The sequence below is a fragment of the Tabrizicola sp. genome, assembly GCF_030373185.1.
Lineage (GTDB): Bacteria > Pseudomonadota > Alphaproteobacteria > Rhodobacterales > Rhodobacteraceae > Tabrizicola.
In genome coordinates this window covers 478,159-494,258 of sequence record NZ_JAUCZH010000001.1, presented here as the reverse complement: position 1 = coordinate 494,258, position 16,100 = coordinate 478,159, and the positions used below count along the sequence as shown (strand labels likewise).

General features: G+C 63.5%; 13 protein-coding genes. 5 read left to right on the top strand and 8 right to left on the bottom strand.

Annotation, left to right across the window (positions count from 1 at the left end; all coding sequences use genetic code 11):
- Window positions 1-23 precede the first annotated feature (23 nt).
- From hutI to hutU, 3 genes are all read left to right on the top strand, one after another.
- Window positions 24-1,217: an imidazolonepropionase gene (gene hutI, locus QUV21_RS02385; RefSeq protein ID WP_300852941.1), complete on the top strand. Its 1,194-nt coding sequence runs from the start codon at window positions 24-26 to the stop codon at window positions 1,215-1,217.
- On the top strand, window positions 1,207-2,754 hold the full coding sequence (hutH, locus tag QUV21_RS02380; protein WP_300852939.1) for a histidine ammonia-lyase: 1,548 nt from the start codon (window positions 1,207-1,209) through the stop codon (window positions 2,752-2,754). Before hutI ends, hutH begins: the two co-directional genes overlap by 11 nt.
- Window positions 2,755-2,834: 80 nt before the next feature.
- Window positions 2,835-4,520 (top strand): urocanate hydratase, encoded by a 1,686-nt coding sequence (hutU, locus tag QUV21_RS02375; protein ID WP_300852937.1) that lies wholly within the window; start codon window positions 2,835-2,837, stop codon window positions 4,518-4,520.
- 36 nt (window positions 4,521-4,556) lie between these two features.
- Here hutU and QUV21_RS02370 read toward each other — a convergent pair whose 3' ends face one another.
- On the bottom strand, window positions 4,557-5,480 hold the full coding sequence (locus QUV21_RS02370; RefSeq protein ID WP_300852935.1) for a PHP domain-containing protein: 924 nt from the start codon (window positions 5,478-5,480) through the stop codon (window positions 4,557-4,559).
- Between the two features lie 283 nt (window positions 5,481-5,763).
- Here QUV21_RS02370 and QUV21_RS02365 point away from each other — a divergent pair, with 283 nt between their 5' ends.
- Window positions 5,764-6,048, top strand: a complete 285-nt coding sequence (locus QUV21_RS02365) for a metalloregulator ArsR/SmtB family transcription factor (RefSeq protein WP_300853474.1) — start codon at window positions 5,764-5,766, stop codon at window positions 6,046-6,048.
- A gap of 23 nt (window positions 6,049-6,071) precedes the next feature.
- Here QUV21_RS02365 and QUV21_RS02360 read toward each other — a convergent pair whose 3' ends face one another.
- From QUV21_RS02360 to QUV21_RS02330, 7 genes are all read right to left on the bottom strand, one after another.
- Window positions 6,072-6,794 carry an SDR family oxidoreductase gene (locus tag QUV21_RS02360; protein ID WP_300852933.1) on the bottom strand — a complete coding sequence of 241 codons (723 nt, stop codon included), beginning with the start codon at window positions 6,792-6,794 and terminating at the stop codon, window positions 6,072-6,074.
- A complete protein-coding gene (locus QUV21_RS02355) occupies window positions 6,791-8,500 on the bottom strand; it encodes a glycosyltransferase family 4 protein (RefSeq protein WP_300852932.1) in 1,710 nt (569 codons plus the stop codon). The genes QUV21_RS02360 and QUV21_RS02355 overlap by 4 nt, the downstream gene beginning before the upstream one ends.
- A 63-nt stretch (window positions 8,501-8,563) precedes the next feature.
- On the bottom strand, window positions 8,564-9,385 hold the full coding sequence (locus tag QUV21_RS02350; protein WP_300852930.1) for a metal ABC transporter permease: 822 nt from the start codon (window positions 9,383-9,385) through the stop codon (window positions 8,564-8,566).
- Complete coding sequence (locus tag QUV21_RS02345; protein ID WP_300852929.1) at window positions 9,385-10,263, bottom strand: metal ABC transporter permease; 879 nt, start codon at window positions 10,261-10,263, stop codon at window positions 9,385-9,387. The genes QUV21_RS02350 and QUV21_RS02345 overlap by 1 nt, the downstream gene beginning before the upstream one ends.
- Window positions 10,263-11,132, bottom strand: coding sequence for a manganese/iron ABC transporter ATP-binding protein (locus tag QUV21_RS02340; protein ID WP_300852927.1), 870 nt, complete (start codon window positions 11,130-11,132; stop codon window positions 10,263-10,265). The genes QUV21_RS02345 and QUV21_RS02340 overlap by 1 nt, the downstream gene beginning before the upstream one ends.
- 8 nt (window positions 11,133-11,140) lie before the next feature.
- Window positions 11,141-12,037, bottom strand: a complete 897-nt coding sequence (locus QUV21_RS02335) for a metal ABC transporter substrate-binding protein (protein WP_300852925.1) — start codon at window positions 12,035-12,037, stop codon at window positions 11,141-11,143.
- Window positions 12,038-12,300: 263 nt separating this feature from the next.
- The gene (locus tag QUV21_RS02330) at window positions 12,301-14,133 is read right to left on the bottom strand and encodes an SLC13 family permease (protein ID WP_300852923.1); all 1,833 of its coding nucleotides are present in this window, start codon (window positions 14,131-14,133) and stop codon (window positions 12,301-12,303) included.
- A gap of 368 nt (window positions 14,134-14,501) precedes the next feature.
- On the opposite strand from QUV21_RS02330, the gene QUV21_RS02325 reads away from it, so the two are divergent.
- Window positions 14,502-15,845, top strand: coding sequence for a tyrosine-type recombinase/integrase (locus QUV21_RS02325; RefSeq protein WP_300852922.1), 1,344 nt, complete (start codon window positions 14,502-14,504; stop codon window positions 15,843-15,845).
- Window positions 15,846-16,100 lie beyond the last annotated feature (255 nt).

The window sequence follows — 16,100 nt, the reverse complement described above, 5'->3', positions numbered from 1 at the left end:
ACCCATAACGCAAGGCCGCACCCATGCTGCTGACCCACGCGACCCTCGCCACGATGACCGACGGCTACGGACTGATCCCCGATGCCGCCGTCGCCATTGACGGTGACCGGATCGTCTGGGTCGGGCCGATGGCCGATCTGCCCGCCCCCCTGACCCAAGCCGATTCCATTGACTGTCGGGGCCGCCTTGTGACCCCCGGCCTGATTGATTGCCACAGCCACGCCGTGCATGCCGGCCACCGCGCGGTGGAGTTCGAACTGCGCCTGCAAGGGGCCAGCTACGCCGAGATTGCCCGCGCGGGCGGCGGCATCCTGTCAACCGTCACTGCAACCCGTGCGGCCACCGAGGCCGATCTGCTGGCCTCTGCCCTGCCCCGGATCGACCAGATGATCGCCTCGGGCGCCACCACGATCGAGGTGAAATCGGGCTACGGCCTGACCGTGGCGGACGAAATCAAGATGCTGCGCGCGGCGCGCCAGATCGGCGATCAGCGCCAGGTGACGATCCGCGCCACCCACCTTGCCGCCCATGCCATTCCGCCGGAATATGCTGGCCGGGCAAGAGATTACATCGCGGACGTCGCCATCCCCTCGCTGTGGGCGGCCCATGCCGAAGGGCTGGCCGACGCGGTGGACGCCTTTTGCGAAACCATCGCCTTTTCCACCGATGAGCTTGCCCCTCTTTTTGCCGAAGCCAGGCGCCTTGGCCTGCCGGTCAAACTTCACGCCGAACAGCTGACCGACCAGCACGGCGCCGGTTTTGCCGCCCGCCACGCAGCCCTGTCGGCCGATCATCTTGAATACCTGTCGCCCGAAGGCATCGCCGCCATGGCCGCCGCAGGGACCGTCGCCGTGATCCTGCCCGGTGCCTTCTACACCTTGCGCGAAAGCCAAAGCCCCCCCATCGCCGCCTTGCGCGCGGCAGGCGTGCCGATGGCGGTGGCGACAGACCTGAACCCGGGGTCTTCGCCGATGGCCTCGCTGCCTTTGGCGATGAACATGGCCTGCACCCTGTTCCGTCTGACACCGCAAGAGGCGCTTCTTGGCACCACCGCCCATGCCGCCCGCGCGCTGGGACTGGCCGACCGGGGCCGGATCGCGCCGGGCCTGCGCGCCGATCTGTGCCTGTGGAACGCCGACCACCCGGCGGAACTGTCCTACCGCATCGGGGCCACCCCCCTTCACGCCCGCATTTTCGGAGGCCATCTTGACGCCTGAACCCCACGCAACCGAAATCCTTGTTCCGGGCCAGACCACCCTTGCGCAGCTTGAACGGATCTGGCGGCTGGCCCTTCCGGCACAGCTTGATGACCGCGCCCGTCCCGGCATTGTCACCGCCGCCGCCCATATCGCCAAAGCCGCCGGTGGCAGCGCGGCGGTCTATGGGGTGAACACTGGATTTGGCAAACTGGCATCTGTCAAGATCGCCCCGGAAGATACTGCCACACTTCAGAAGAACCTGATCCTCAGCCATTGCTGCGGCGTGGGTGATCCGATGCCGGAACCCACCGCCCGCCTGATGATGGTGCTGAAACTTCTGTCGCTTGGCCGTGGGGCTTCGGGTGTGCGCCCGGAGGTGACTGAGCTTCTGGAAGCGATGCTCGCCCATGGCGTCACCCCGCTGATTCCCGATCAAGGCTCGGTCGGGGCGTCGGGCGACCTTGCGCCTTTGGCCCATATGACCGCCGTGATGATCGGCCATGGCGAGGCCGTGGTGGACGGCCACATCAAACCCGGCGCCGAAGCTCTTGCGCTGAAAGGGCTTTCGCCAATCACCCTTGGCCCGAAGGAAGGCCTTGCGCTGATCAACGGCACCCAGTTTTCCACCGCCTATGCGCTTGCGGGCCTGTTTCAGGGCTGGCGGGCGGCAAGCGAAGCGCTGGTGATCTCGGCCCTGTCGACCGATGCGATCATGGGCTCCACCGCGCCCCTCGAAGCCGAGATTCACGCCCTGCGCGGCCAGCCCGGCCAGATCGACGCGGCCGCCGCGATGCGCGCGCTCCTGACCGGCAGCGAGATCCGCGAAAGCCACCGCGACGGGGATAGCCGCGTGCAAGACCCCTATTGCATCCGCTGCCAGCCGCAGGTGACCGGGGCTGCGATGGACGTGCTGCGCATGGCCGCCCGGACGCTGGAGATCGAGGCGAACGCCGCCACCGACAACCCCCTTGTGCTGTCGGATGGCCAGATCGTCTCGGGCGGGAACTTCCACGCCGAACCCGTTGGCTTTGCCGCCGACATGATCGCGATGGCGCTGGCCGAGATCGGGGCGATTGCGCAAAGGCGCGTGGCGTTGATGGTTGACCCGACCCTCAGCTTCGATCTTCCCGCATTCCTGACGCCAAGACCCGGCCTCAACTCCGGCCTGATGATCGCCGAAGTCACCACCGCCGCCCTCATGTCGGAAAACAAGCACCTCGCCCATCCGACGGTGATCGACAGCACCCCCACCTCCGCCAATCAGGAAGACCATGTCAGCATGGCCGCCCATGGCGCGCGGCGGCTTGGACGGATGGTGAAGAACCTCAACGTCATCCTCGGGGTCGAAGCGATGTGCGCGGCCCAAGGCGTGGAGTTCCGCGCGCCACTCAGAACCTCCCCCCCCCTGCAAGCCGCGCATGCGGCTTTCCGGGCAGAGATACCCGCCTTGGCCGACGACCGCTACCTTGCCCCCGACCTTGCCCGCGCAGCCGCCCTTGTGGCGGCAGGCACGCTCTCCAAGGCGACTGGCACGCCGCTTCCCGTCCTCGCCTGATTTCATCTGTCCGCAAATATCCTCCGGGGGTCCGGGGGGCGAAGCGCCCCCGGGGTCTCCACCAGCGAAGGAGCCTGACAATGACGAACCCCCGCCACAACCTGCGCGATGTCTACCCGGCCACCGGCACAGAGATCACGGCGAAAAGCTGGCAGACCGAAGCCGCGATGCGGATGCTGATGAACAACCTGCACCCTGACGTGGCCGAAAACCCGCATGAGTTGGTGGTTTATGGCGGCATCGGCCGCGCCGCGCGGACATGGGAAGATTTTGACCGCATCGTCGCCGGTCTGAAAGACCTTGAGGCCGATGAGACCCTCGTCGTGCAATCCGGTCGCCCCGTCGCGATCGTCCGCACCCATACCGATGCCCCGCGTGTGCTGATCGCGAACTCCAACCTCGTGCCGCATTGGGCCACCTGGGCGCATTTCAACGAGTTGGATCGCAAGGGTCTGATGATGTATGGCCAGATGACCGCCGGGTCATGGATCTACATCGGCACCCAAGGCATCGTGCAAGGCACCTATGAGACCTTCGCCGAAGCCGGGCGCCAGCATTACGGCGGCAACCTGACCGGCAAGTGGATCCTGACCGGCGGACTTGGCGGCATGGGCGGCGCGCAGCCCCTCGCCGCCGTGATGGCCGGGGCCTGCTGCCTTGCCGTCGAGGTCGACGAGACCCGGATCGATTTCCGTCTGCGTACCCGCTATGTCGACGCCAAGGCCCACACGCTGGACGAGGCGCTGGCGATGATCGGCGAATGGACGGCGAAGGGCGAGGCAAAGTCGGTCGGGCTTCTTGGCAATGCCGCCGAGGTGTTCCCGGAACTTCTGCGCCGGATGCAGGCGGGCGGCCCCCGCCCGGACATTGTGACCGACCAGACCAGCGCCCATGACCCCTTGCACGGGTATTGCCCGGCGGGTTGGAGCGTCGCCGATTGGCGAGCCAAGCAGGAAACCCACCCTTCCGAGGTCGAGACCGAGGCGCGCCATTCCATGCGCGCCCATGTCGAGGCGATGGTGGGCTTCTGGAACGCGGGCGTGCCGACACTGGATTACGGCAACAACATCCGGCAGGTCGCGAAGGAGGAGGGCTTAGAGAATGCCTTCGCCTTCCCCGGTTTCGTTCCCGCCTATATCCGCCCGCTCTTTTGCAAGGGGATCGGCCCGTTCCGCTGGGTGGCCCTGTCCGGCGACCCTGAGGATATCGCGAAGACCGATGCCGCGATGAAGCGGCTGTTCCCCGACAACGCCCACCTGCACCGCTGGCTGGACATGGCCGCCGACCGGATCGCCTTTCAAGGCCTGCCCGCGCGCATCTGCTGGATCGGGCTTGGCGACCGGCACCGCGCCGGCCTCATGTTCAACGAGATGGTCGCCTCGGGCGAGTTGAAGGCACCGATCGTGATCGGGCGCGATCACCTTGATTCCGGCTCGGTCGCCTCGCCCAACCGCGAGACCGAGGCGATGAAGGATGGCTCGGACGCGGTGTCGGACTGGCCGCTTTTGAATGCGCTGGTCAATACCGCTTCGGGCGCGACATGGGTTTCCCTGCATCATGGCGGCGGGGTCGGCATGGGGTTCAGCCAGCACGCCGGGGTGGTGATCGTGGCCGATGGCACGCCCGAGGCCGCAAAGCGGATCGAGCGGGTGCTGTGGAATGACCCGGCCTCGGGCGTGTGGCGCCATGCCGATGCCGGCTATGAAACGGCGGTGGCTTGCGCAAGGGAACATGGGCTGCGCTTGCCGGCCATTCTGGGGAACTGAGCCGCAGCGTTGGGGGGCGGATCTGCCCCCCATGCCTTAGCGCCAGATCGGGTTTGACCAGGCGCGTTTGCCCGCCGCATCGATCACCGCGACCCTGACCCAAGGGCTGTTGTTCAACCGGGCCAACGGCACCTTGGACCGGGTCATGCTGTGGCCATGCACCGCCTTGGCCCCCGTGCCGTGACCGATGGCGACTGCCGACACCACCGCTGAACTTTCGACCACCACATGATCGCCCTCAAGCCGCACGTCATGCAACTGCGGACCCTGACTGGAATAGAACGCCCCGGCCTTCAGCGCAGCAAGCAGCGCCTCCGGCGTGTTTTCCTCTGCCTTGACCATGACCCAGCCGCCAAAGTGATCGGGTTCCGAAAAATGCGCGTCATCGGTGGCGATCAGCGAAAGGCGGCGGCCTTCGGTCAGCAACAGATCGGCAATGGCAAAGCCGTCGGGCCGGTCACACCCGGTGGCGCAGCCGTGATTATAGACCTCGACCGCGTGGGCGGCGGTGATTGTGCGTGCGTCAGCCAGCGTCAGGCCCGACCATTGCGGATGCGCCACGGCCACGAAAGCCCCGGCGGCAACCGCGCGGGCGGCAATCTCGGCCCCGGTCTCTTGCCCCGGCCTGGGGTGGAAATCGGGGCTGTCCGAGGGGGAGAAATCGGCAGGCAGGCCGACGGCGAGGATATGCCAAAGCTCGCCGTTCAGCATGGAACCGGAATGAAGTTCGGCCCCCAGAATGGTGGTGAAGCTGTCGTTCCGCATCGGCAGCGTATCCACGATGGGATAGCCGTAGCTGCCGATGAAATGGTCAGTCAGGGCCAGAAAATCATAGCCCTCGTCGCGGTAGCGGCGGCAAACCTCCTCGGGGGGAAGGACACCGTCTGACCGGGTGGAATGGGTGTGCAGGTTACCGCGCCAAAAGCGGCCGGGGGCGGTGAAGGCAAGCGGGCGAGTCATGATCGGGCTGTGGTCCTTTGTTGCGGTTCCGCGCATTGATGCGCATTTTATGGCCGACTGGCGCCCGTGTCGGCTTGCCTAGCCGGGATCTGGCCCCATCTTCGGCGGAAGGTTGCATTTGACCGGACATGTGAGCAAGGCCCCTCTCGCCACGTCAGAAAAGTCATGCTACCGTATTTCAATCTAAAGTTGAGTGGAGTAGCGCATGTCGCTTGATCGTATCGAACCGGTGGACGGGGTGTCTGGGCTACTGACTGGCGCAGACGCGGCGATCGCGAAGGCCATGCACAAATGCAGCGCCGAAGCGGCGGCGTTTCTCAAGGCGCTCAGCCACGAGGGGCGGCTGATGATCCTGTGCCATCTGGCGGCGGGTGAACGGTCCGTGACCGAACTGGAGAACCTGCTTGAACTGCGGCAGGCCGCTGTAAGCCAGCAGCTTGCGCGCCTGCGGTTGGAGGGGCTGGTCGCCACCCGGCGTGAAGGCAAGGCGATCTATTATTCGATCCAGGATCAGAAGGTGCTGCGATTGGTGCGCCTTTTGCAGGAACTTTACGGCGGCGCAGTCTGAACGGGTGGTACTGGCCTGCCTGCCTAACCGCGCCCGATAAAGGGCATGTCGCGGGCCATGATGGTGACAAAGGGCGTGTTCACGTCCAGCGGCAGGCTGGCCATATGCAGCACCATCCGGGCAACGTGATCCACATCCATCACCGGTTCGGGCCGAATACTGCCATCGGCTTGCGGAACTCCTTTGGTGAAACGTGCGGCCATGTCGGTCAGCGCGTTACCAATGTCGATCTGGGCGCAGGCGATGTCAAAGGCGCGTCCGTCAAGCCCAAGCGTCCGGGTCAGACCGGTGACGGCGTGTTTCGACATCGTGTAGGGCGCTGACCCCGGACGCGGCACATGCGCCGAAATCGAGCCGTTGTTGATGATCCGTCCGCCTTGCGGGGTCTGTCGGCGCATCAGTCCGAAGGCCGCACGCGCGCAGAGGAACATGCCGGTGATGTTGGTGCGGCAAAGGTCAAGCCACTGTTCAACCGGAATTTCGTCAATCGGGGCTGCGGGGGCCGAGATTCCGGCGTTGTTGAACAACACGTCCAGCCGGGCAAGCTGGGCAAAGGCGGCCTCGACCTCGGCCGGGTCGCCCACGTCGCAGGCAATGATCCGGGCGGGATGGCCCCCGGCGGTTTCCTCCAGCGGTCCGGGGCGGCGGCCAAGCAGGGTCACGTCCCAGCCCGCGGCCAGAAAGGCGCGGGCGGTCGCGCGGCCGATGCCGGCACCTGCGCCGGTGATCAGGATGGATCGGGTCATGGGCAGTCCTCCAGAAAATGATATTTCGACAGCCAGAGCGCCGCACGGGCGATGGTGCCGGGGGGCAGGTCGATCCGGGCGGCAACGTCGGGGATCGTGGCACCCCTCGTGCCAGTGGCGGCGAAGGCTGCGAGGATCCGCTGCAAGCGGACAGGATCCTCGATCAGTCGGCGCGAAGCGGCATACCGGCGCAAGGCGAAGGTTTCAGCGACATCGGGGCGCATGCCGATGTCGGTGGCGCGCAGGCGGCGGGTCATGCGGTCCGGGGCCGGGTGGCTGGGGTAGCTTGCGAACATCACGCCGGGGGCCGGACCGACCGGCAAACCAGCCGGGTTTACCGGTGCGACAAGCCGGCCGGCGCGGGTACGGGCATGGGCCAGCATGGCGGATTGTTCACCCCAGAGCGCCTGCATCTGCGGAATAACCGTGCGCCAATCATAAAGCGCCCGCGCCCTTGCCTGACCCGCGGCCCCCATCCGGGCGCGCAGATCCCGGTTGCTGCCAAGTGCAACGATTGCCCGGGTCAGCGCCGCCACGTCGATCCGCGTCAGGGCGGACATCTGGCCAAGATACTGCGAATAGCTGTCGGTTCCGCCAAGCAGACGCTGGCTGAGATGGGTCGTCTCCTCGGCACGCGGCATTTCGGTCGGGATGCGGACTCCGACGTCCGGCGTGACAGTGTCTTTCATCCCGTCCCAGTCCGAGACGATGACGGGCAGCCCCGCAGCCATCGCCTCGACCGGAGCGAGCCCGAAGGTTTCCTGCAAATTGTCGACCGGAAAGACAAAGATGTCGCTGCCCGAAAGCGTGGCCCTGCGTTCCGCCGCATTGCCACCGTCCAGAGGATGATAGCCGACCGACGGCATCAGACGGCGCGCGGCCTTGGCAAAGGTGCCGGGCAAGTCCTGATCCGCGAACTGACCGCAAAGCAGCAGGTGAAACCGTCCACCCAGCGCGGCAAGGGCCGGGGCGGCAGCCTCAAGGGCCAGGAACAGCGGGAAGGGATCGAACTTGCGGTCTGGCGTCAGCCGGGCAATGCAGCACAGGCCGATATCGGCAGGGCCAAGGCCAAGGCGGGCGCGCAGGGCGGCACCTGCTGCGGGATCGGGCCGGAAGGCTTCGGTGTCCACGCCAAGCGGGATGACCGGCAAGAGCGGTCTGGCCGGCAGGGTCGCGCCGGGAAAGCGTGTTGCCAGATGATCCTCGGCAAGCTCCATCAAGGTGCGCAAGGACTGCTGGACTGCGTTCGAAGTGCAGACCATCGCGTCCCACGGCATTTGCGGCGCGGCGCGCATGTCGAAGATCAACTGCATCACCGCACGGGTGGCGGTGGTATGGGTTATGCCGCAAAGCGCCCATGCCGCCGCACCATGCGGCGCCCGGCGCCAGAACTCCTCTGGCACGATGGGGGCCGGATAGAAGACCACATCACGCGGGGCAATCCGGGCCGGGGCATGCAGGAACACCTTGCGCAAGGGCTGGGTGACCCCGCTTGCCTCGGCCATCTGGGCAAAGGTGGCATGGTCAAGGCTGGAGTGGGCGAGGCTGACGAATTCATCCACCGCCGCATGGGCAAAAAAGCCGCGCAGAAAGCTTTCCCCGGCGACGCGCCGCCCGTTGATCCCCTTGGCGGGGTCAAAGGCATCGGTGGAGAACCAGATGGCCGCATTGGCGGCGGCAGAGGGCGCAGAAGGCGCAAAGGGCATTGTGAGGGTCCGGCAAGGTGCGCGCCCATGGTAAGGGCCGGGGCGTGGCCCCGTAAAGGGCGTTCAGCCGGTGCGGGTGCGCAGATTGTGGCGGGCAAGCGCCAGCAGGAACAACCCGGTAAGAACCAGAATGATCGTCGGTGCCGGGGCCGAGTCGAGGTAGAAGCTGGCCCAGACCCCGGTCAGCATCGCGCCAAGCGTGACGGCAGTGGCCACCAGCAGCATCACCCCAAATCGGCGGCTGGTCAGAAAGGCGATCGCCCCCGGCGCGATCAGCAGACCGATAGCAAGGATCAGCCCGACCGAAGAGAGCGTGGCGACGATGGTCAGCGACAGGATCGTCAGAAGCCCGTAGTGCAGCACCCCGGTCCGCAGCCCCGATACCTTGGCCTGCGCCGGATCAAAGGCGTGCAGCATCAGATCCCGCCATTTGAGTGCCAGAAGGACGGTGACCGGAACCGCAATGACCGCAGCGGTGACAATATCGGCCACCCCCACACCCAGCATGTTGCCAAACAGGACATGGTCAAGGTGCAGTTCGGACGGAAAGGCCGTGTGCATCACGATGCCCAGCGCAAACATGCCGGAAAAGACCACACCCATCATCGTATCCCGCTTTACCCGGCTGTTGTCGGCCAGAAACCCGGTCAGAAGCGTTGATCCCAGCCCCGCGACAAACGCACCGATCAAAAGCGGCAGACCTGCCAAATAGGCGATGACGATCCCCGGCAGAACAGCGTGGCTGACCGCATCCCCCATCAGCGCCCAGCCCTTCAGGACCAGAAAGCACGACAAAAGCGCGCAAGGCGGCGCGACGATCAGCGCGATCCAGAAAGCGTTCTGCATGAAGGGAAACTGGAAGGGGAAAAGGACGATCTCCAGCATCAGGCGGCTTCCTTGCGCTGATCGCGTCCGCCATCCCCACGCGCGTCCGGCTGTCGGCCCCTGCGGCGCGCGGCAAGCACCCCGTGCTTTGGCGCAAAGAGGAACGCCAACGCAAAGGCAAGCGTTTGCAGCAGGACAATCACGCCCCCCGTCGCCCCGTCAAGAAAGTAGCTGAGATAGGCGCCGACAAAGCCACTGGCTGCGCCAATGCCGGCGGCAAGCGCCAGCAGGCGCGGGAAGCGGTCGGTCAGAAGGTAGGCCGTCGCGCCGGGCGTCACGACCATCGCAACCACAAGAAACGCTCCGACGGTCTGCATCGCTGCCACGGTCGAGGCCGACAGAAGGGTGAAGAAGACCAGTTTCAGAAGATCCGGCCGCAAGCCGATGGTGCGGGCATGGGCTTCATCAAAGAAGGTGACCATCAGATCCTTCCACAGCACCAAGAGAACGACGGCCGAGATCCCTCCGATCAACAGCAATTGCATCGTGTCACCGGGCGAGATGGCAAGGATGTTGCCCATGGTGATGGTCTGAAGGCTGACCGACGTCGGAAAGATCGAGATCAGGAACAGCCCCAGTCCGAAAAAGGCGGTAAAGATCAGGCCGATGACCGTATCCGTCTTGAGACCCGACCGTGAGGACAGAAACAGCATCGCCGCTGCGGCCAGCCCGCCCGACAGGAACGCCCCCAATGCAAAGGGCAAGCCAAGGATATAGGCCCCCGCCACTCCCGGTACGACAGAATGCGAAAGCGCGTCACCGATCAGCGACCAGCCTTTCAGCATGAGATAGGCCGAAAGGAACCCGCATACTCCGCCAACCAGTGCCGAAACCCACATGGCGTTGGTCATGTAGCCATAGGCAAACGGCTCCCACATCAGGTGTCGCCCTTGCGGCCGTATTGCACGAAGGGGCGTTCGTCATCGGTGATGATCCGCACCTCACGCGCGTCTTCATCGTCGTGCAGATCGCTGCCACCAAGGGTGAAATGGCGCAACACCCCGCCAAATGTGCGTTCCAGATTGTCGCGGGTAAAGATCGTTTCGGTCGGGCCAAAGGCAAGGACCGTGCCTTTCATCAGGATCGTCCGATCACAGAACTCTGGCACAGAGCCAAGATTGTGGGTGGAGACCAGCATGACATGCCCCTCGTCACGCAGGGTGCGCAACAGGTCGATGATCTGTTCCTCGGTCGTCACGTCCACCCCGGTAAAGGGTTCGTCCAGAAGGATGATCCGGCTTTCCTGCGCCAGCGCGCGGGCAAGGAAGACGCGCTTTTTCTGGCCGCCGGAAAGTTCCCCGATCTGCCGCTGACGCAGATCGGAAAGGCCAAGACGCGCAAGGGCCGCATCCACCTTTGCGCGGTCAGTGGCCGAGGGGCGGCGCAGAAATCCCATATGGCCATAGCGGCCCATCATCACGACATCTTCGACCAGCACCGGAAAGGTCCAGTCCACTTCCTCGGCCTGAGGAACGTAAGCGACGAGGTTTTGCCGCAACGCATCGCGCACCGGCATGCCCAGAAGCCGGATCCGCCCCGATGCCAACGGCAAGAACCCCATGATTGCCTTGAACAGCGTCGACTTACCGGCCCCGTTCACCCCCACTAGCCCGGTGATCGAGCCTTTCGGAATGGAAAAACTGGTGTCCCGCAGGGCGGTCAGGCCGTTGCGGTAGGTGACGAATACGCTGTCGGCAAGGATGCCGTCGCCATCCCCTGCCCCGCTGTCACCCATGCTGCCGTCCATGATCCGCCTCAGTTCGCCGGGACAAGACCCCGGGCTATGGTTTCGGTGGTGACCTTCAAGAGGTCAAGGTAGGTTGGCACCGGGCCATCCTCTGCGCTCAGGCTGTCGACGTAAAGCACCCCTGCGAAAGCCGCCCCGGTTTCCCGCGCCACCTGTTCGGCCGGGGCAGATGAAACGGTACTTTCACAAAACACCGCCGGAATGTCATGCGCCCGCACCCCGTCAATCACCGTCCGCACCTGCTGCGGAGTGCCGGTGGCATCCGTATTGATCGGCCAGAGATAAAGTTCCCGCAAACCAAGGTCACGCGCCAGATAGCTGAACGCGCCTTCACAGGTCACAAGCCAGCGTTGCGCTTCGGGCAGGTTGGCCAACTGGTCCTTCAATGGCTCGATTTCAGCCTGCAACTGCGCCTTGTAGGCTTCGGCATTGGCGGCATAGGCCGCGGCATTGGACGGATCAGCGGCGGCAAGTGCTGCCTCGATGTTGTCGATATAGACCAGCGCCGACCCGAGGCCCATCCAGGCGTGCGGATTGGGCCGCCCTTCATATTCCCCCCCGGTGATCGAGATCGGCTCCACCCCGTCTGAAAGTGTGACGGACGGCACAGGGCCAAGGTTGGACAGGAACTGCTCGAACCACCGCTCCAGCCCAAGGCCGTTCCACAAGATCAGATCAGCCCCCACCGCAGCAACGATGTCTTGCGGCGTGGGTTCATAGCCGTGGATTTCCGCACCCGGCTTGGTTACCGACACGATCTCGACCCCCTCACCGGCCACATTGCGCGCCATGTCGGCAATCACGGTGAAGGTGGTCACGACCTTGAGCCGGTCTTCGGCAAATGCCGACAATGGCATCAGCATTGCGGTGGCAGACAACAAAAGGATCCGGCGGGTCAGGGACATTTCAAACCTCATGCAGACAAAGTTAGAATGTAAATGAGAACTATTTGCAAGAAGGCAAGCGCAATACAGACAACCGCGCGCACTCTGCACTGCGGCTTTGCGCCGCAATGGACAGCAAGGGCCGGACGGGACGGGCTTCTTTTGAAGTTGGCGCACCGATCAGGATGACACTGGGAGCGGCTATGTCCTTGTTGCTGATTGCAATTGCGGACAAGCCTACCGTCGGTGTTCGCGCGTCAGACCTTCTTGCGCAAAACAGGGCGTCACAGCGGCCAGACGAAAAGGATCATCGGAACGCCGACCAGCACAACGAGTATTTCGAGCGGAACACCCAAGCGCCAGTAGTCACCGAAGCGAAGCCCGCCAGGTCCGAGGATCAACGTATTGTTCTGGTGTCCGATGGGCGTCAGGAATGCGCATGAAGCGCCAACCGCGACGGCCATCAGGAAGGGGTCTGCGCTGACGCCCAGTTGCTGCGCGGCCCCAAGCGCGATGGGACACATCACCGCCGCCGTGGCTGCATTGTTCATGAAGTCTGAAAGGATCATTGTGACAATCAGGATCAGGACAAGGGCAACGACGGCTGATCCTCCCGTGAACCAGGTGAGCAAGCCATTTGCAATAACGTTGGCGGCCCCGGTCGATGCCATGGCGCCGGCCACGGGAATGAGGGCGGCCAACAAGGTGATGACCGGCCAGTCGATCGCGTCATACAGGCGACGCGCGGGGAGAACACCAGCGACGACGATTCCTACCACTCCGGCTGCGAAAGAGATGGCGGCAGGAACCAGGCCAAAGGCTGCGCCACCTATTGCCGCAAGCATGATCACTGACGCAAGGATTGCCTTCCTCTGATCCGGAATTCGCAGCGGTCTCGCTGCCAACGGCACGCAACCGAACCGATTGGCGAAATCGGATATCGCTTCGGGGGTGCCTTGCATCAAGAGAACATCACCTGCCAGCATCGGCATGGATCGCAGGCGTGCCGTGGGCCTGTTCCCTTCGCGCGCTATTGCCAGAAGATTGATCCCGAAAAGCTTGCGCAGATTGATGTCGGTCGCAGATCGGCCAACAAGATCAGCCAGAGGACGCACAGCCAACTCCATCAAGACGATATCCTCGGACTGGATCGCCTCCAGTGGATCGATGGCGTCGCCCGGATTCTCGGGAAGATCCGGGGCCTTGGCCATGTCTTTCCGGGCTGATGTCTTGACGTCTTCTTCGAGCTTGAGGTCAAGGCGGGAAAGTGTTTCGGCAAGCGCGTCAGGCTCGGCCTCGACAATCAGGATGTCACCACCTTTCACGACCTGAAAGGGACTTGGGGCGGGGATGCGCCGCTCATGTCGGACAAGGCCGACAACCTGTGCATCTCCATCAAGTGCCGCCTCGATCTCTCGAAGCGTCATCCCGGCTGCCTTGGACTTCTCTGGCACTCGCGCTTCGGTGAAATATGCTCCGGTCTCGAAGCCATCCGTGCCTTTTCGCTGTCGGCCGGGTACCAAACGCCAGCCGATCAGTGCCAGAAAAACCAGACCGACAAGCGCTACCGGAACACCGACCGGGGCGAAGTCGAACATTGAAAAGCTGGTCCCGGACACCTCTGCCCGAAAGCCCGCTACGATGAGGTTCGGCGGCGTACCGATCAAGGTCGTCATGCCCCCGAGAATTGACCCGAAGGCTAACGGCATCAGAACCCTGCCGGGTGGTACTGCCAGTCGGTCAGCTATCTGGATGGCCACCGGCATGAGCAATGCCAAGGCGCCGACATTGTTCATGAACCCGGAAAGGACCGCTGCCAGTCCGGTCAGCGCCGCAATCGTAAGAGTGGGGCCGGTAGCTCCGGGGAGAACGACCCGCACAAGACCGTCCACGACACCTGTTGACTGTAAAGCGCTGCTCAGAACAAGCACGCAGGCGACGGTGATGACAGCGGGGTGGCTGAAGCCAGAGAACGCCGAGGAACTCGGGACAAGCCCAGCCGCCACACATGCGAGTAAAGCTGCCAGGGCCACGACGTCGTGTCGAAACCGGCCCCACAGAAACAGTCCGACAGTCGCCGCAAGGATGGTGATGATTGTCACTTGGTCATACGTCACCAACTCGCCCCCCCCTTTGGCCTGCGCCGCTCGCTTCTGCTAGGTGGCCCGGCAGTCAGCCGACCGTCAAGCACATCGCGATTTCAGTCGTCCAGAGGGACGACATCTGGGGCCTGGCCTGAGGCGGAGGTCAGGTAAGTTCGATTCTGGTCTGGAGAAATGGCGCACCCGACACGATTCGAACGTGTGACCTCTGCCTTCGGAGGGCAAATGTTAGCGCATATCCCATGCTTACCCGTTTACTCTATTCTTCCCAAACATCCGATTTCACTTGATTTCATGGCTGCATTTATGGCACCTGTCAACTCTGTAGATCGCTGATCTACTCGCTTACCTGCTTTCCCATTGCTTACCCGTCGGGAGATGACATGCCGAAGATCAGCAAGGAGTTTGTGGACACGGTTCAGCCGACAGAGCGCGACCTCGTCTACTGGGACGACGCCATTCCCGGCTTTGGGCTGAGAGTGAAGCCGGCGGGATCGAAGTCCTATCTGATCCAGTTTCGGGACAAGTCGAAGGGCGGTCAGTCAAAGCGGATGACAATCGGCCAGGCTCACCGAATAACCGCGACAGAGGCCAGATCGGAAGCGCGACGCCTGCATGCTAAGAACGAGCTTCGTCTAAGTCCGTCAGATGAGCGGGAAGCGCACCGGAAGGCGATGACCTTAGCCGACCTCACGACGGAGTATTTCAAGGCCGCCACCGCGGGAGAAATCCTCACCCGGCGCGGCCAAGGGAAAGCGGCTTCAACGTTGGCCGTCGATCTCGGTCGGGCCACACACCACATTCTTCCGAGTCTTGGGAATAAGCCTGTCCGCGAAATCACCCGGCAAGATGTCGACCGGCTTTTGCGCGCCGTGAAATCAGGAGCCACGCGCAAGCAGGAGGCATCCACAAGGGCACGAGGTCGGATCGTTGTGACCGGTGGCGCTGGCACCGCGAAGAAAGCGGTCACCTTGCTTTCAGCAATCATGGCCTTCGCGATAGAGCGTGGCTTGATCGACGCCAACCCAACAAAGGGAGTGCGGTTGCCTGCGGACGGAAAGCGCACTCTGTCGGATCCAGAGGGCTTGCTTCGGGCACTGGGCGTGGCCCTACGGATTGCCCGCGAAACGGGAGAGAACCCCAACGCCGTTTCTGCTATTGAACTCGCAGCATTGACCGGACTGCGGCGGCAGGAAGTGCTAGGGCTCACTTGGCGCCAAGTAGATTTTGACCGCCGGGCAATTCGACTGCCTTCCTCGAAGACTGGCGCATCTATTCGGCCGCTCGCCCGGGCCGCTGCAAATCTCCTGGAGCGGCTTCGATCTGTCCAAGCGAACCCGCGACCAGAAGACTTTGTCTTTCCAGCGGATAGAAAAGAACACAGCGCATATGGGGGGCTGCCAAAAGCTATCGAACGGATAGTTTCGCTTCCGGACCTTTCAGAGGCTCAGAGAGATGCGCTGATGGAGTTCTCGATGCACGCGCTTCGACATACCTTTGCGTCCGTTGCCAACCTTCTGGGGGCAACAGAGGTAACTATCGCCGGCCTCTTGGGGCACGCGCAAGGGAGTGTCACGCAAGGTTATATTGCCCGGGTCGACAAGCACCTGCTGGGCGTCGCCGACGACACAGCCCGACGCATCTTCTCGCTACTCTGCGCGGACGCCTATCGCGACGAAGAACCTTTTTCTGAGGTCGTTCAGTTGCGGGCGGACGCCGGGCGGTAACGCCTAATGCAGGCTTTTCCCCGGCAGATGGCGCAAGTGCTGCCAATCTGACACTTGCCCAAAAGTCACTGCCAGACGGCCTAACGTGATGCGTCGATTGGCAAACATTGGCGAAAACGAGCCGGAATGAGGTGAAATCTGAGTGCATTATTGAAATGGAGCACACGGGTGCAGTGTGGCGCGGTCAGTCCTCAACAAGGTGACCATCATGCTCGACATTATTGCTCCGCCCCTGCACCTCAATCCCCGCGAGGC

What these genes read in the sequence shown, in the direction of transcription:
- hutI (WP_300852941.1), top strand. Translation starts at nt 24, where the DNA reads ATGCTGCTGACCCACGCGACCCTCGCCACGATGACCGACGGCTACGGA.
- hutU (WP_300852937.1), top strand. Translation starts at nt 2,835, where the DNA reads ATGACGAACCCCCGCCACAACCTGCGCGATGTCTACCCGGCCACCGGC.
- QUV21_RS02370 (WP_300852935.1), bottom strand. Translation starts at nt 5,480, where the DNA reads ATGACTCGCCCGCTTGCCTTCACCGCCCCCGGCCGCTTTTGGCGCGGT.
- QUV21_RS02365 (WP_300853474.1), top strand. Translation starts at nt 5,764, where the DNA reads ATGCACAAATGCAGCGCCGAAGCGGCGGCGTTTCTCAAGGCGCTCAGC.
- QUV21_RS02360 (WP_300852933.1), bottom strand. Translation starts at nt 6,794, where the DNA reads ATGACCCGATCCATCCTGATCACCGGCGCAGGTGCCGGCATCGGCCGC.
- QUV21_RS02355 (WP_300852932.1), bottom strand. Translation starts at nt 8,500, where the DNA reads ATGCCCTTTGCGCCTTCTGCGCCCTCTGCCGCCGCCAATGCGGCCATC.
- QUV21_RS02350 (WP_300852930.1), bottom strand. Translation starts at nt 9,385, where the DNA reads ATGCTGGAGATCGTCCTTTTCCCCTTCCAGTTTCCCTTCATGCAGAAC.
- QUV21_RS02345 (WP_300852929.1), bottom strand. Translation starts at nt 10,263, where the DNA reads ATGTGGGAGCCGTTTGCCTATGGCTACATGACCAACGCCATGTGGGTT.
- QUV21_RS02340 (WP_300852927.1), bottom strand. Translation starts at nt 11,132, where the DNA reads ATGGACGGCAGCATGGGTGACAGCGGGGCAGGGGATGGCGACGGCATC.
- QUV21_RS02335 (WP_300852925.1), bottom strand. Translation starts at nt 12,037, where the DNA reads ATGTCCCTGACCCGCCGGATCCTTTTGTTGTCTGCCACCGCAATGCTG.
- QUV21_RS02325 (WP_300852922.1), top strand. Translation starts at nt 14,502, where the DNA reads ATGCCGAAGATCAGCAAGGAGTTTGTGGACACGGTTCAGCCGACAGAG.